Source organism: Pseudomonas syringae CC1557 (genome assembly GCF_000452705.1).
Lineage (GTDB): Bacteria > Pseudomonadota > Gammaproteobacteria > Pseudomonadales > Pseudomonadaceae > Aquipseudomonas > Aquipseudomonas syringae_F.
This window is the reverse complement of the sequence record NZ_CP007014.1, coordinates 4,531,851-4,547,339: the sequence shown is the minus strand read 5'-3', so window position 1 is coordinate 4,547,339 and position 15,489 is coordinate 4,531,851. Positions and strand designations below refer to the sequence as shown.

13 protein-coding genes and 2 pseudogenes are annotated in these 15,489 nt (G+C 59.1%); 4 read left to right on the top strand and 11 right to left on the bottom strand.

Annotated elements, in window-relative coordinates; all coding sequences use genetic code 11:
- The 3 genes from N018_RS20080 to N018_RS20065 form a co-directional block, all read right to left on the bottom strand.
- The gene (locus tag N018_RS20080) at positions 1–2,217 is read right to left on the bottom strand and encodes a cellulose biosynthesis cyclic di-GMP-binding regulatory protein BcsB (RefSeq protein ID WP_025390570.1); all 2,217 of its coding nucleotides are present in this window, start codon (positions 2,215–2,217) and stop codon (positions 1–3) included.
- Between the two features lie 163 nt (positions 2,218–2,380).
- Positions 2,381–3,631: a non-hydrolyzing UDP-N-acetylglucosamine 2-epimerase gene (wecB, locus tag N018_RS20075; RefSeq protein WP_025390569.1), complete on the bottom strand. Its 1,251-nt coding sequence runs from the start codon at positions 3,629–3,631 to the stop codon at positions 2,381–2,383.
- A 709-nt stretch (positions 3,632–4,340) separates the two neighbouring features.
- The gene (locus N018_RS20065) at positions 4,341–4,607 is read right to left on the bottom strand and encodes a YebG family protein (protein ID WP_024646778.1); all 267 of its coding nucleotides are present in this window, start codon (positions 4,605–4,607) and stop codon (positions 4,341–4,343) included.
- Positions 4,608–5,013: 406 nt separating this feature from the next.
- Here N018_RS20065 and N018_RS20060 point away from each other — a divergent pair, with 406 nt between their 5' ends.
- A complete protein-coding gene (locus N018_RS20060) occupies positions 5,014–5,502 on the top strand; it encodes a phosphate-starvation-inducible protein PsiE (RefSeq protein WP_002552228.1) in 489 nt (162 codons plus the stop codon).
- Between the two features lie 57 nt (positions 5,503–5,559).
- On the opposite strand, the gene N018_RS20055 is transcribed toward N018_RS20060, so the two are convergent.
- Positions 5,560–5,892 carry a YXWGXW repeat-containing protein gene (locus N018_RS20055; protein ID WP_024646779.1) on the bottom strand — a complete coding sequence of 111 codons (333 nt, stop codon included), beginning with the start codon at positions 5,890–5,892 and terminating at the stop codon, positions 5,560–5,562.
- A 200-nt stretch (positions 5,893–6,092) separates the two neighbouring features.
- Positions 6,093–6,425: a DUF3509 domain-containing protein gene (locus N018_RS20050; RefSeq protein ID WP_024646780.1), complete on the bottom strand. Its 333-nt coding sequence runs from the start codon at positions 6,423–6,425 to the stop codon at positions 6,093–6,095.
- A 126-nt stretch (positions 6,426–6,551) separates the two neighbouring features.
- On the opposite strand from N018_RS20050, the pseudogene N018_RS28170 reads away from it, so the two are divergent.
- Both N018_RS28170 and N018_RS20045 read left to right on the top strand, forming a co-directional pair.
- Positions 6,552–6,692: pseudogene (locus N018_RS28170) on the top strand (sigma-70 family RNA polymerase sigma factor); the annotation flags it as partial.
- Positions 6,689–7,397: pseudogene (locus N018_RS20045) on the top strand (FecR domain-containing protein); the annotation flags it as partial. The pseudogenes N018_RS28170 and N018_RS20045, both read left to right, overlap by 4 nt.
- Before the next feature lie 85 nt (positions 7,398–7,482).
- Here the strand turns inward: N018_RS20045 and N018_RS20040 are convergent.
- From N018_RS20040 to N018_RS20020, 5 genes are all read right to left on the bottom strand, one after another.
- Complete coding sequence (locus N018_RS20040; RefSeq protein ID WP_024646781.1) at positions 7,483–7,914, bottom strand: HPF/RaiA family ribosome-associated protein; 432 nt, start codon at positions 7,912–7,914, stop codon at positions 7,483–7,485.
- Positions 7,915–8,242: 328 nt separating this feature from the next.
- Positions 8,243–10,591 carry a TonB-dependent Fe(3+) dicitrate receptor FecA gene (gene fecA / locus N018_RS20035; protein ID WP_025390568.1) on the bottom strand — a complete coding sequence of 783 codons (2,349 nt, stop codon included), beginning with the start codon at positions 10,589–10,591 and terminating at the stop codon, positions 8,243–8,245.
- 349 nt (positions 10,592–10,940) lie between these two features.
- Positions 10,941–11,918, bottom strand: a complete 978-nt coding sequence (locus N018_RS20030; protein ID WP_025390567.1) for a FecR domain-containing protein — start codon at positions 11,916–11,918, stop codon at positions 10,941–10,943.
- Positions 11,915–12,418: a sigma-70 family RNA polymerase sigma factor gene (locus tag N018_RS20025; RefSeq protein WP_025390566.1), complete on the bottom strand. Its 504-nt coding sequence runs from the start codon at positions 12,416–12,418 to the stop codon at positions 11,915–11,917. The genes N018_RS20030 and N018_RS20025 overlap by 4 nt, the downstream gene beginning before the upstream one ends.
- Before the next feature lie 100 nt (positions 12,419–12,518).
- Complete coding sequence (locus tag N018_RS20020; RefSeq protein WP_024645670.1) at positions 12,519–13,403, bottom strand: AraC family transcriptional regulator; 885 nt, start codon at positions 13,401–13,403, stop codon at positions 12,519–12,521.
- Positions 13,404–13,539: 136 nt separating this feature from the next.
- Here N018_RS20020 and N018_RS20015 point away from each other — a divergent pair, with 136 nt between their 5' ends.
- Complete coding sequence (locus N018_RS20015) at positions 13,540–14,442, top strand: DMT family transporter (protein WP_025390565.1); 903 nt, start codon at positions 13,540–13,542, stop codon at positions 14,440–14,442.
- Between the two features lie 51 nt (positions 14,443–14,493).
- Here N018_RS20015 and N018_RS20010 read toward each other — a convergent pair whose 3' ends face one another.
- Positions 14,494–15,468, bottom strand: a complete 975-nt coding sequence (locus N018_RS20010) for a 2-hydroxyacid dehydrogenase (RefSeq protein WP_024645668.1) — start codon at positions 15,466–15,468, stop codon at positions 14,494–14,496.
- Positions 15,469–15,489: the final 21 nt, after the last annotated feature.

Here is a 15,489-nt window from a genome sequence, read left to right as displayed (position 1 = left end):
TTACGAGCGATTGCGACGGGCGCTACGGCCAGCCAGCAACAGGATGAGAAAGAGCACGATACCGGCCGGAATCAGCCACAGCAGCGACGGTTTGCGCCAGGCTTCGATGCCAGTGGTTTCTTCTTCTTCGATCATCTTGCTGCCGGTTGGATCATTGGCGTCGAAGGTTGCCACCGGGCCGCTGTCGGCGAGCAGGGTTGCATTGCCGCGTTCCAGCAGCAACGGACGCTCGAAGACCGGGGCCTGACCGCCCAGTGTGCGATAGACCATACCGTGCTGGCTGCCGGCTTCGATCACTTGCAGGGACGCCAGGTGATTGAGAGTCTTGAGATCCAGCAACGTCTGCTCTTTGTGGTTGATCAGCAGATGGCCTTCGTTATCGGCCTTGACCGACTCGGCAGCGTCCTTGACCGGCAATTCGAAAGCCAGAAACGCCTTGGCCGGTGTTACCGCAACACTGGCGTCATCACTGACGCTGAGTTGTGCGCGCAATGGCGAAACACCGGCAGCGCTGGCAACACGGATAACCTGCGGCAGGCTGCTGGCCGGACGCTCGAGGTAGCCCTTCGGCACCATCAGTTGAGTGTCGGTCGCGAAGCGCGCGGCCATCCCGGAGAAGTTGCTGTCCGGGGTGATCTTGTCCAGTACCACATGGCTGGTCGGCAGTACCGAGATCGGGAACGCCTGCGGTGTTTCCAGGCACATGTTACTGACCGGCTGACGCTGGAAGGACACACGCAAGGTGTTCTGTGCCGCCAGAGCGTACTGCGGAATCCGTGCTTCGATGCGTTCTTTCTTGCCGTCGGCCGTCAACTGCAACGCACCGATCAGGTAATCATTGATAAATACGGTGGCAACCGGAGGCGTGCCTGATGCACCGGGTGCAGCGGCCACATCGATCATGGCGGTGACCGGTACGCGACCGTCATAGGCCACGCTGCCCAGCGGGAACGAAGCGGTCCAGTCGGTTTTAGCCAGCACGTCGACCGTCCCTGGCTTGCCGCCCAGGCGCGTCAGTGCCACACGGCCGTCTTCGCTGAGCGGCATAGCGCTTTCTTCGCCGATGGTCAGCTGGCGGCTGCGTGCCAGTTTGTTCCAGGCCGAGCTGAACAGGCCAATGGCCTTGTCTGCCGATTCTGGTTTGATCATCAGCAACGCACGATTGCCCAGCAACGCCAGACTGACGTCGTCGCCAGCACTGTTGGCAAGCGGCTTTTTGATATGACGCTCACGCCATTGACTCAGTGCGCCGACGGCCGACGCATCGACGCTCTGGACCTGCGCCTGAAGCGCGTCGAGCGAGTCATCGATGGCCTTGAGTAGTTGCGGGTCGCTGATGGCCAGGTCTGCTTGCAGCGCAGGTGTCTGGCCGAGCATCAGCAGGGCACCGATTTCAGCCTGATCGCGCAGGGTGTACATGCCTTTGCCATTGAGGCCTGCAAATGCCGGGATCTGCATGAGTTCTGCCGGAATGCGCAGATTGCTCAGATCAAGGCTGTCCTGTACAGCAGGAAACGGCAGGATACGGGCCTGCTTGCCGATCCTTTCCAGAGCGACGCCCAGGCGCCAGGCAGCATCGTAGCTGGCAGCGGACAAGGTGCCCGGTGCGACCAGCAGACCGGGTTTGCCGGGCAGTGCGGCCCATGCCGCGCCGATATCCTGCACCTGGCTGGCGTCATAGCTGTAAGTCAGTCGGGTGTGCGGATCGATGCGCAGTACGTTGCCGATGGCGCGTTCATCTTCGCAGAGTACTTTCGAGATCACCGAGGACCAGGCGACGCCAAGACGCACCGAGCCGCTTTCCCGCGCCGCTTTGTCAACACCCAGTACCGTGCTGGCGTTGCCTTGCTCTTCGTTAAGACCAAGGGCGCGTACCGGATAACCGTCCAGCGACAGCAGCAGCGTGTTGCGGCCTGCTTCGCCGTTCAGGTAACTGGCGTCAAAATTCAGCGTCGCGTCAGTCAGTGGCACATTGGCTGGCACTGGCAGGTACAGCTCCCGGCGCGCATCACTGGCGCTGAGAAGGATCGGACGATCGATACCCAGTTCCCGCAGCTCGACCACTCGCTCCTGACGGTTGTCGGCAGTGATCCGATTGATTGCCAGGGTCAAGGGACTGTCGGCGGCCAGAGCAAAGGTGGGCATCAGAGCCAGCAGGCTCATCCCGCAGGCAAGGGCGCTCAGCGCGCCCATGTTTACGGTAACGGAAGATTTCATCGGGTATGTCTCGGTAAGGGCTCAAGGCCATTGGGCTTTGAAGCAGGCAGCAGGTCCGCGAGAAAGGCCTGACGGGCACACGGCGTGAGCCGTGTGCCCGTAATGTCTACGGACTGTCCGCTGCGGATTCGATTATGGTTTGTGGTGTGAACATCTCGCCGCGTTAACTGGCCATTGAGCGCACTTGGGCATGTTGGTGCAGGTGCCCGGGCATGGCGCCTGGCCTGGCATCGACCGTATCCGGGCGACGACGCGGCATTTCAGCGACAAATTCGTCTACCGGGCGCCCCATCAGCGCATCGACGATACGCGCACTGGCCTTGCCGTCACCATAGGGGTTGGCGGCGCGGGCCGCGTTCTGCCAGAGCGCGTCGTTGTCAAACAAGGCGTTCACGCCACGAATGATGGCGTCCGGCTCGGTGCCCACCAGGCGCACAGTGCCAGCCGCCACGGCTTCAGGCCGCTCGGTGACGTCGCGCATGACCAGCACCGGTTTGCCCAGCGACGGTGCTTCTTCCTGCACGCCGCCGGAGTCGGTAAGGATCACGTGGGAGCGTTGCATCAGGCGCACGAACGACATGTAATCCAGCGGTTTGATCAAATGCACATTGGGCAGATCGCCCAGGTGTTCGGTCACCGGCCCCAGCACGTTGGGGTTCAGGTGTACCGGATAGACGATCTGTATGTCGTCACGCTGCGCGAGTTCACACAGCGCCTTGCAGATGTTCAGGAAGCCGTCGCCGAAGTTCTCGCGGCGATGCCCTGTCACGACCAGCACTCTGCGGTCTGGCACCAGGAACGAAAATTGACGGTCCAGCGCATGGCATAGCTGACGGTTGGAATCGATTCGCTGGGCGGTCAGATGCAAGGCGTCAATGACGGTGTTGCCCGTCACGAAGGAAATACCCTGCAGGCGCTCGCCCAGCACGTTGCGCCGCGACTCGGCGGTTGGCGCAAACAGATGATCGGAGATCAGGTCGATGCAGCGACGGTTCATTTCCTCAGGCCAAGGCTGACGGATATCGCCGGTGCGCAAGCCAGCCTCGACATGGCCGATGGGGATACGGCGATGAAACGCCGACATCGCTGCCACCATGGCCGACGTGGTATCGCCGTGCACCAGAACCTTGTCGGGCTGCATTTCGTCCAGGATCGGATCAATGGCTGCGTAAAGCGCTGCCGTCAGAGAATTCAGTGTCTGCCCTGGACGCATCACGTCAAGGCTGTAGTCCGCCTTGAGTTCGAACATGTCCAGCACCTGTTGCAGCATGCTCTGATGCTGACCAGTGATACATATTCTTGAGTCGATACCCGGCTCTGCGGCCAGTGCTCTGACCAGAGGCGCCATCTTGATAGCCTCCGGGCGAGTGCCGAAAATTGAAAGGATCTTCATTCTGGGTTGCTGACCAGCCATTTATTTCCTCCCGCGCTGTTGAGCGCGCCGCACAGCAACTGAACCGGGCAATGGGCTCGGACAGCTTGCGAGTTGATGATTTTCTCGGGCGGGAAAGATCGGAGTTAATACTCGATGTTCACTTCAATGTGATGTAGCAAAGTGCCTTGTTACCCGGATTGGTCGGGATTATTAGCAGAACACTTTAATAAAGCCAAACTTTTTATTAAGTATTTTCCAATGTAAGGATTAGTTGGAACTTTCATTTTTAGAGACGGTCAGGCGGTCGGTTCTGCTCGCCCAAAGGTGTGCATGGGCCAATGAATGCTGCGGTTTCAGGGCGGGTGATGGCTTCTTGTCTGCTGTTGTCAAGGCAGAGATGAATACTCTAATTTTCAGTGATGGCAAAAAGTTCAAACAAAAATCGAGGGGCGGTGAAGTCATCCACTACAGCAAAATCCTGACGCCTGATTAATGACATTAAAAGAAAAGAGGTTCACAAAAATGACGCTGATATTATGACGGTGTGGAACTTTACTATGTAACGAGTTTGAAGCGGAGGTAAAACGAGGGGTTGCCGGGAGTCGCGTTACATGGCGTTCAACTGAAACTATACATGTGAACCCCAACAGCCAAGAGTTGTAACAGGACTGCAGTCATCTGGGCAAGCCATAAGTGAGAATGGTTAACGACCCTCAAACGAGAGGGTCGGTATTCATTCGGATGTAGGTCAGCTTTCTGTACTGGCTGTCTCCGACAGTTCGTTCAGCGCTGTAGCGTTATTTTTGAACGCTGCCGCAAAAACGGCCCGGTTCTTCGCCATGTAAATGCTCGCGTCTTCCGCGTGCTTCTCGGAGATCCCCGGTACGTTCTTGACCAGGACGTCAGTGAGAAGCTCGGCCAGCTCGAGCATTTGATCGTGCGCATCGGCGAGTTTACGGTCCACGAAAGTAGTCTCCAGATCGCGGGTACTGCGGTAAAGGGTTTCAACAGCCATTTTGGCCTCGTCGTCTTATCCAGTGTTGATAGGGCTAGACCCGGACGTTCAGTGCTTCACGCTCTGACCAGCGGGTAATGCAAAAGCAGTGATCGTGCATGACCAGCGTGCCGGTCAGGGAGAGCGGTGCGCCACATTGAAGCCGTTCACCCACGCATGTGCGCCTTAGGGTGACTTCTCGATTACTGTGTTTTTATACAGTAAAACGGTTGCGGCAATCAAGTGCTGTCTGAATAGTGGCGTTTGAGCATCTTTTTTACCCGGCAAATGTGCCTTGCGACATCCCGTCGCGCTCTCAACCATAGCCTATGGCCCTGTTCCTGCTTTATATAGCAGGCCACAAACAGGCGTCACGAGTATCTGGCAGTGTCCGGTCGGCATAAACGAAGGTTCAGAGGTAAGCGTCATGGGAAACAAATGGGCAGTAAAGATCAGGCATCGGGTGCATGGGCAAGCCGAATCGCTGGGTAACCTCTGTGTCGAGAGCTTCCACTTTCTTGCGTTGTTCGCGATTGGTGCAATCACTGCCTGGGCGTCAGTGGTCGCGTTTCTGGGGATGGTCGAGAAAGGCAACGTCACCGTTGATGACATCCTGTTGCTGTTCATCTATCTCGAACTGGGGGCGATGACCGGGATTTACTTCAAGACCAACCACATGCCTGTGCGCTTCCTGATCTATGTTGCGATCACCGCATTGACCCGCCTGCTGATTTCCGACGTGTCGCACCACAACCCGCCCGACATCGGCATCATCTATTTGTGTGGCGGCATTCTGTTGCTGGCGTTTGCGATTCTGGTCGTGCGCTACGCGTCGTACAAATACCCGTCGGCGAAAATCCCCGATTCATCCAGCGCGGTCAAAGGCGCGGTGACGGAAGAGAAGGGCGAAATCTGATCGAAGCGCCAGCGGCATCCATGAAAGACGCCGCCAGGTGCTTGCTGCAAGGAAGGTTTAGTTGAGCCAGGCCCCGGCATGCCAGTGCCAGCCGTCACCCGCGCTTTCCCAGTGTGGATGCACATAGCGATAACCGGGTCGTTCTGCTTCCCAGTGACCGTGAACGGGCACAAAGCGCTGGCCGTTCCAGTGCCAGTAACCACGTGCCCATACATAGCCGGGACGCGGCGCGGGTTCCACTTCGACTATTCGCTCGGGCGGCGCTTGCGGCGCGATGACCTCTTCGACGTATTCATGATGTGCGTGCGGTCGTTCATGCACGACCCGCTCTTCGACACAGCCTGATGCGATCGCAAGTGATGCGATCAATACTCCGTAACGTAAGAACATGGTGCCTCCTCGGCGTTCACCGCAGGTGCAGTGGCGCTGAGCGTAATGCCCAGTCGCTCGAATGTTTCTGCGCAAGGAGTGTTGTAGCAGCTTGTAACTGTACTTTTGCTGAACCTGCGGGAGGGCTGCAGTTCAAGGTCGTCACGGAGGACGACCGAAGGAGGGGATGTGTATGGACAGTCGTGATGGTCGGGGTTTCGTCACGCTCCGGCGTTGACGACCGCCTGATCCCGTGACCACAGGCCATTCGCGGGCACCGGTGCCTTCTGCAGCGTCACACCATCCGTCATCGCGGCCAGAATCTTGATCGCACTCTCGCCACGCTCGATGGCGATGCCGAACTGCACGCTTTCGATAAGCTTGCGCAGGCGCTGGGGATCATTGCGTTGCGCGGCGCTGATCAGGCGCTTGGCAACAACTCCGCGTTCATTCGAGAGGGTCAGCATGATGCTGCCGTCCAGTCCTTGAATGCTCAGATTCACCCGATAGTCGGGGTGGAATGTGTCTGTGATCATCTGAAAAGGATTGTCCATATCATTCACCTGCTCAATGGTTCTGCATAAGTTGACCGGGTAGTAGTCCTTTTGGTTCTTGATGACGGATCAGCGGTCGCGTGGCTCCGGCGCTTGCTGCTGAGAGGTTGTGCTGTCATCTTTTGCCTGCTCCATGGTCTCGATGGTCTGACGTACAGCGAAATCGCCACTCATTTGGGTGCGTCCTCCAGCATGCTCAAACACTACATGGCCAGTGTCATGGTGCATTGCTACAAGACACTGCACAGTTCGGGCCATTTTGCATGAGCGACAGGCACGAACCCTCCGAACGGATGATTGGCGAGGCCGCGTCGTGGCTGGCTTTGCTGCACGATGACTCGGTCACCCCCGCGAACAGAGAGGCCTTCGAGCGTTGGCGGCAGGCAGATCCCGGACAGGAAGTTGCACTGGCGCGCATGCAGTCCATGTGGGGCAGTCTTGACGAATTGTCCGACAGTTCTGCGCGAGTCGCACTCCGACAAACATTCGCAGCGGCGGGGGCAAAACCCCTCTCGCGTGCAGTGCAGGTGCGGGCCCTGATCGGTGTGCTGGTGTGCGGCTGGATGAGTGCCGAGCGCTTGCCTGTATGGATGGCCGACCAACACACGGCAGTCGGCGAACGACGCGATTTTTCCCTCGCCGATGGCAGCCAGGTGCCACTGAACAGTGGCTCTGCGCTGAATGTTAAATTCGATGGACGGCAACGGACCGTCGAGTTGCTCGAAGGCGAACTGGGGGTCGAGGTGGCCAAAGATGTGCAGCGACCGTTTGTGGTGCGCACGGATCAGGGCACGGTCACCGCGCTGGGCACACGCTTTGTGGTGAGGCGCGGCGATGAGGGCACCACGGTCAGCAGCGTGCTGGAGTCAGCCATTTTATCGCCATGGCCTTCTGCGTTTCGATGCGCAGGCGTTGCGGGGGATGCGGGTGTCTGGCGTGTTCCGGCTGGATGATACGGACGCGGCGATAGCTGCGCCCATGGCAAAAAGGGCGAACCGTTTCCGGTTCGCCCCTTGGTGTTTACAAAACGTATCTGTTTATCAAACGTGTCAAATAATCAGGTCAGACGAGCGGCTTCTTTCTCCTGCTCTTTTTCCAGAAATTCTTCTTCGAGCAGCGCGTCCGGGCTGATCGGGTCATCATCCTGCTCGGCAAGGGCCGGTGCAGCGCCGCGTTTGCTGCCGCGCAGCTTGCCAAACAGATGCTCGAGAGCGTGATCGAGTTTTACCGCAGCACCATCCACAGCCTGATCTACCGTATCGGCTTTGTGGGAAACAGAAATAGGTTGGTGTCCTTTGGGGCGCGCTTCCATCTGGCATTTGATGTCATGCGGGCCGGGCTTGTCGCCGTTCTCATCGCGGATATGGACTTCAACGCGAGTCAGGTTTTCGTCGTAGTGTTCGAGCGTGCTTTCAACGGTGGTACGAACCCACTCCTCCAGTCGGATACTGCTTTCGATGTGATTATCGCTATTGACCTGGATTTGCATAGTTAATCCTTATTAGGGCTTGCTCGTGCGAGGCTGGACTGTGCGATTCCCTGTGGAATCGGTTTCGTTTGCGCTCACTCACAGTGTTGGCGGCAATGGCCTGACAATTCAACCCCAATATGTAAGAAATATTTCGCAGCAAAAAAGCACTGACGATTATTTGAATGGAAATCCTTCTCCTTGACACCTCTCGTTCCTGACGCTCCGGCGTGGGAATGCATTTCGTGACGCTCTGCGCCACATGGCAGCCGTGACGCATGGTGCAGGTTGTGCCGAAATGCATGCCCATGCCCATGCGTTGGCACAAGGGTCGTCTTTTTTCCTGAAACTAGAACGCAACCGACGTCTGCACATACACCGTGCGCGGTTCGCCGACGTATTTGCCGCGGTTGTTGTCGTCGAACGAGCGGGTGTAGTACTGGCGGTTGAAAATATTCTTCACCCCGACGGCAACATTGAGGTCCGACAATTGCGGGCCGAAGTCGTAGTTGGCGCGGCTGCTGAACAGCATGTACCCAGGGATCTTGCCCGTGCTGCCATCGGCGCTTTCGGCTGCCGTGTTGGCGTTGTCGGCGAACTGATCGCTCTGGAAAGAGCTGTCGACATTGAGCTTCCACGGCCCTTCGGTGTAGCTGACGCCCAGCGTGCCTTTATGCTTTGACGAGAACGGTACGCGATTGCCCTTGTTCGGGCCGTCTTCACGAATAGTTGCGTCAACGAACGCATAGGTTGCGTAGACATCGTAGCCAGCCAGTGCCGGGTTCAAACCTTCCAGCGCGTAATTGATGCTGGTTTCGATACCCTGATGGCGCGTTTCGCCGCGAGCGATCACCGTGTCGTTGGTCTGGTTGCTGTCGTACTGATTATCGAAGTTGATCAGGAACGCGCCGATCTCGGCCCGCAGGTTGCCGTTGTCGTAACGTGTGCCCAGTTCCCAGGTGCGCGCCTTTTCCGGTTTGACTTCATCTCCGGTCACGCGATTGGGCATCTGGCTGTACTGCACGCTGCCGAACGAGCCCTCGGTGTTTGCGTACAGGTTCCAGGTGTCGGTCAGGTGATAAAGAACGTTCAACGCGGGCAGTGCGGTGCTGTAGTCGCCCTGATAGCGGGCATTGGTCAGGTTGTTGTTCTGCGCGGTGTCGATCATCTCGTAGCGAACGCCGGGCGTGATGGTCCACTTGCCGATATCGATCCGGTCATCGATGTAAAACGCATGCGCTTCTGTCGCGCCGCGCGTGTCGCGGTCGTTGCGGCTGCCAGTGGTTGGCAGTTCGCCGGTCACTGGTTCACGATAGCGCAGCTCATGACCGGCTTCATTGACGTAGCGATAACCGACGCCGACTTCGTGCCAGGTTTCACCCAGTGCGAAGCCTTGCGAGAAGCGTGTTTCCAGTCCGCGCACCCAGTACTCACGAGGCGACAAGGAGACAAAGCTGCCCTGATCGAGATAACCGCTGCGCAAGGTCTTGGTGAAGAACGTGTTGGCCGTGAATACCCGCGCATCCTGTTCGTAGCGATAGCCGAAGTTGAACATCGTGCGACGGCCCCAGAACTTGTCCTTCAGCCGTGTCGACTGATACGGATCGGCATCGTAATCCTTGACGCTCAGCCCACCGGGCATTTGTGCTTCGCCATCGTAGTACTGCGCCATGGCGTTGAGGCTGTTGGCCTCGTCGATCTGGTATTTGCCTTTGAGAATCAGGTCATCGATTTCAGTGTCGCTGTGCTCGCGCCAGTCACCGCCGCGCACGCCGGAATACAGAATCGCGCCGCCCAGGCCGTTGTCAGCGGTGCCGCCGGCCAGCAGATTGCCGGTGGTCTTGAAGCCGTCCTGGCTGGACGAGGGACTGGTTTCGGTCTGTATGCCGCCTTTGAGCGTCGGCGCATCGGGGATGGCGCGGGTCACGAAGTTTACGATGCCACCCACGTTCTGCGGCCCGTAACGCACTGCGCCGCCGCCGCGTACCACGTCCACAGCGTCCATGTTGCCCATGCTGATCGGCGCGAAGGACAGTTGTGGCTGACCATAAGGTGCAAACGGCACCGGGATGCCGTCCATCAATACGGTGGAGCGTGACGCCAGACGCGGGTTGAGGCCGCGAATGCCGAAGTTCAGCGCCATGTCATGGCTGCCGGTGCCGTTGTTGTCCGGCGCATTGACGCCGGGGATGCGATTGAGCACCTCGCGCGCCGACGTCGCCCCCACGCGCTCGAATTCCTCGCGACGGATCACGTCGCGCGCGCCTGGGTGTTCGAACACGTTGGTCTGCTGCGCTTCGCCCAGCCAGTCGCCGACCACTGTTGAAACGCCCAGTTCGATGGGCGCACCAGCCGCACTGGCCGATTGCAGGGTGAAGCCGTTGTTGCCGTCAGCCATGGCTTGCAAACCGGTGCCTTCGAGCAAGGCATTCAGGCCTTGCTCAGGCGTGTATTGACCTTCCAGCCCACGGCTTTTCAAACCGCTGGTGATCTGTGAGCCATAGGAAATCAGCACCCCCGACTCGCGCCCGAACTGGCTCAGTGCCGCTTCAAGCTCGCTGGGTGCGATGTGGTACACCTTGGGTGTCACCTCTGCAGCGTAAGCCATCGACAGGCTGCCGACCGAGAGGCTGGCGCCGAAAATGACGTGACGCAATGTGCGCACCAATGGCGAAAGTTGAGTAGGGCGGGCTGACATGCAGGAGTCCTTTGACCGGAAGGTTGAGAGATGCTTTCCCTGTCTGTCACGCGAGGATTGAAAAACGGCTCACGGTTTTTGAAAAATGTTGGCCGACCTACGCAAGTCCAACTGACTATCGTGCCGATGCTCCGCGTCGGCATGCAGTTCGTGACGCTCTGCGTCACAAGTCTTAAGTTCTTGTGAGACAGCAAGCGGAACCGACGTTATGGCTTCAACGGAGCCTGCATCTCGTTCGGCCTGAAGTGCGCATCAAGGCCCCGCGGTGTGACGCGGAGCGTCACGAAATGCATTACCACGTAGTGGGAACGATAAATCAAAAGCTGGGCGTGGGGATGAGCAATCACTGTCAGACCCGCGCCTGCACGTTTACCCAATAGCGGGTAAAGCGCTGCACGCGTACTGGGAGGGCGAGTTCGAGCATGTCGAGGATGCGTTCGCTGTCGGCCAATGGATAGCTGCCAGAGATCAACAGGCTGGCCACTTTTGCGTCACAGTTCAAACGGCCGCGTCGGTAGCGACCCAGCTCGGTCAGAAAGTCCGAGAGCTTCATGCGCGATGCCACCAGCATCCCTTCGGCCCACGCACCACTGCCTGCATCCAGCGGGCGCACGGTGTCCCAGGCATCACGACTGAACGTCACTTGCTGGCTCGCCCGCAGCATCAGGCCCGGCCCGGTTCTGTTGGCGGGCGCTATTTCGATAGCCCCGGCGAACACCGCCAGTTGCGTGCGCCCCTGCAACTGGCGCAGGTTGAAGCGGCTGGTTCCCGTCGAGGCTCTCACCGTACCTTCAGCGCTCAGCAGGTTTAACGGGCGCTGATCCGCCGAAGCGGTCATGAGGATTTCGCCTTGCAGCAGCCGGATAGGACGCTGCTGCGTATCGAAGCCTACATCCACGGCGCTGGCTGTATTCAATTGCACCTGGCTGCCATCGCTCAGCGCCACCTTGCGCTGTTCGCCCACGCCGCTGTTGTAGTCGGCCAGTAACGGTTGCAGGGCGATTTGCTCGCGCAGGCTCCAGCCTGCCGCCGAGCCCGCGCCCAGCAGCAACAGCAGTTTCAGGACATGCCGACGGCTGTTGGATTTCGGCGCATTGAGGGCCGCGTGTGCCAACGGCGAGGACAGCCCGCTCAGGCGCTGATTGACCCGCTGCATATGCGCCCAGGCCCGCTGATGTTCGGAATTGCCGTTGAGCCACAGCTGCCAGGCGTGCTGTCGGCGAGAGTCGAGCGTGCCTTCCTGCATTTCCAGCAGCCAGTTGACCGCTTGCTGCGCCACGGCAGGCGAGATATCGGATCTGTTCAGAGAATCGCCGGTCGGGTTCATAACGCGAAGTAGCAGCGCAGCGCGGCCTTGCTCAGGTGGCGTTTGACTGTCGCGATGGAGATCCCCAGCTCGGCGGCTATCTGGCCGTGGCTGAGGCCGTCAACCTGCGACATCAGGAAGGCGCGTTTGACCAGCGCCGGCAGGCCGTCCAGCAACTGATCCAGCTCTACCAGGGTTTCGAGGATGATCGCCCGTTCTTCTTCCGAGGGCGCCACGCTTTCCGGCAGTTCAGACAGCGCCTGGTAATAGGCGCGTTCCAGATCCTGACGCCGGTAATGATTGCTCAACACGCGCTTGGCAATAGTGGTCAGGAATGCACGGGGTTCGATGATCTGCGCAGTATCACGTGCGCCCAGCACCTTTATGAACGTGTCCTGCGCCAGATCCGCCGCGTTGTGAGGGCAGCCGAGCCTGCGCCGCAACCAGGTCGTCAGCCAGGCGTTGTGTGCCTCATAAAGGCCTTCGACAGTGTGATTGAGAGCGGAATGGGCGGTGTGCATCTCGGAGAACAATCCACGGGATTCAATGATGGCGTGGATTCTGGCAGACTCTTTTGCGTATGAGAATATTTATCATTCATATTGCGTCGCATTTTTCCGGTCAGGGCCGAACTGACCCCAACGCCAGTCTATATTCACCGGGCGTTGCGCCCACGGCCTGACGGAACCGGTTGCTGAAGTGGCTGGCGCTGGCAAAACCGCAGGCCAGCGCGATCTCACCGAGGGGCGTGGCGGTCTGGCGCAGCAACCGGCGAGCCTGCTCGATCCGTCGGGCCAGCAGGTACTGATGGGGCGGCAAGCCGAAGCTTTCACGGAACATGCGGGCGAAGTGGTATTCCGAAAGCGCACACAGTCCCGCCAGTTGCCCGAGGCTCAGCGGGTCAGCCAGGTGCATTTCGATGAACTCGACCAACTGACGCCGTAAATGCGGCGCCAACCCGCCTTTCAGGCGCAAGCCTTCGCGCATTCCTGCCTGGCTGAGCAACGCATGGCTGACCATTTCGTGGGCCAGACTGCTGGTCAGCAGACGTTCGCCGGGCTCGGCCCAGTTCAGGCGGATCAACTGCTGGAAGCGCGTTGCTTGTTCAGGGTCTTCCAGAAAGGTGTTTTCACGCAACTGCATCTCGCGCGGCTCGCGATCCAGCAGCGTGACGCAGCCCAGCGCAAAGTGTTCCGGGCTGAAATACAGGTGCGCCAGACGAATCTCGCCATTCACCACCCAGGCCGACTCATGGCCTGCGGGCAATATGCAGAGCTTGCCCGGCGCGCCTTTCCGGTCAGGCTGGCCGCGCCGAAAAGTACCGGTGCCGTCGGCGATGTAGCACGACAGCGTATGGTGAGTCGGTGCGTGATATTCCTGTGAGTCATGCCGGTTGTTCCACTGCGCGGCCACCAGTCCGTCGCCCAGCGGCGCGCTCTGCTCCAGATTGGCATTGGGTGAACTGTTCAAGGCCTGAAAGACCTGGATGGATTCAATGGCGGGCATGACGATTCCTCTAGGATTTGTATCCTACTCGCTGGCGACGCCGCTGCCAGTAGCGCCTGAATCAAATGCGCAAGATTGTGCAAGCGGTGACAGGCCGGCACGCAGCAGACTGATGGCTCATCAAGGAGCCTGCACCATGAACCTCTCGCTTTATCTGCTGACCGTGCTGATCTGGGGTACGACCTGGATCGCCCTGAAACTGCAACTCGGCGACGTCGCCATCCCGGTCTCCATCGTCTACCGCTTTGCCTTGGCGGCCTTGGTGCTGTTCGCGTTTCTACTGCTGACCAAGCGCCTGCAACCGGTCAATCGTCGCGGCCAGTTGATCTGTCTGGCGCAAGGCGTGTGCCTGTTTTGCGTCAACTTCATGTGCTTCTACACCGCCAGTCAATGGATACCCAGCGGCCTGATTGCCGTGGTGTTCTCTACGTCGACCTTATGGAATGCGCTGAACGCACGGGTGTTCTTTCGTCAGAAAATCGCTGGCAATGTACTGGCCGGTGGGGCGATGGGCCTGCTGGGGCTGGCCTGTCTGTTCTGGCCTGAGCTGTCCGGGCACAGTGCCAGCCGCGAAACCCTGCTCGGTCTGGGCCTGGCGTTGCTGGGTACGTTGTGTTTCTCGGCGGGCAATATGCTGTCGAGCCTGCAACAGAAAGCCGGTCTGCGTCCGCTGACCACCAACGCGTGGGGGATGTTCTACGGAGCGAGCATCCTCGCTGTCTACTGCGTGCTGAGCGGCACGCCGTTCACGTTCGAGTGGAACACCCGCTATATCGGGTCGCTGCTGTATCTGGTCATCCCCGGCTCGGTGATTGCCTTCACCGCTTACCTGACTCTGGTCGGGCGAATGGGGCCGGAGCGCGCAGCGTACTGCACGGTGTTGTTCCCGATAGTGGCGCTGAACATCTCGACCTGGGTCGAAGGTTATCAATGGACCTTGCCTGCCTTGCTAGGGCTTGTGCTGGTGATGGTCGGCAACGTGCTGGTGTTCAGAAAAGCCAGGCCAGTCGCTGTTTTAGTCGTCGGCAAGCTGGCCTGAGTCAATGTCGATCGTTCTTTACCCAAGGAACGATCGACAGCGGTATGACACTCAGCCTTTCCACACTTGAGGGTTGACCAGATCCTGCGGTCGCTCGCCCAGTAGCGCACTGCGCAGGTTGTGGTAGGCGCGATCGGCCATAGCCTGGCGGGTTTCGGTGGTTGCCGAGCCGACGTGGGGCAGGGTGACGGCGTTCTTGAGCTGGAACAGCGGCGACTCGCTCAGCGGCTCTTTTTCGTATACGTCCAGGCCGGCGCCGCGAAGGGTGCCGTTCTGCAAGGCTTCAATCAGTGCCGGCTCGTCGACAATCGGGCCGCGGGCGATGTTGATCAGAATCGCGCCGGGCTTCATCAGGCCCAACTCGCGACGGCCTATCAGGTGTTTGGTCTTCTCGCTCAACGGCACGACCAGGCAAACGAAATCCGCCTCGGCGAGCAGTTGATCCAGGCTGCGAAATTGCGCGCCCAGTTCCTGTTCAAGTTCGGTCTTGCGGCTGTTGCCGCTGTACAGGATCGGCATGTTGAAGCCCAGACGACCACGTCGCGCAATCGCCGCGCCGATATTGCCCATGCCGACGATACCCAGCGTCTTGCCGTAAACGTCGGTGCCGAACTGCGGCGCTTCGATGCTGCGGGTCCACTGTCCGGCCTTGGTGAAGGCGTCCAGTTCCGCGACGCGGCGGGCGCTGCTCATGATCAGGGTGAAACCCAGGTCCGCGGTGGTTTCGGTCAACACGTCCGGGGTATTGGTGAGCAGAATGCCGCGCTCGCTGAGGTAACCGACATCGTAGTTGTCGTAGCCCACCGAAATGCTCGACACCACCTCCAGTTTCGCAGCGTGTTCCAACTGTTCGCGACCCAGCTTGCGACCCGCGCCGATCAGCCCGTGGGACTCGGGCAGGGCTTCGTCGAACTGGGCATTGATGTCACCCTTTTTGGAGTTGGGCACGATCACGTTGAAGTCTTGCGACAGACGCTCAGCCATTTCAGGAGAAACACGGCTGAAGGCGAGTACGGTTTTTTTCATTGGGCAGTCACTCTTGAGCGG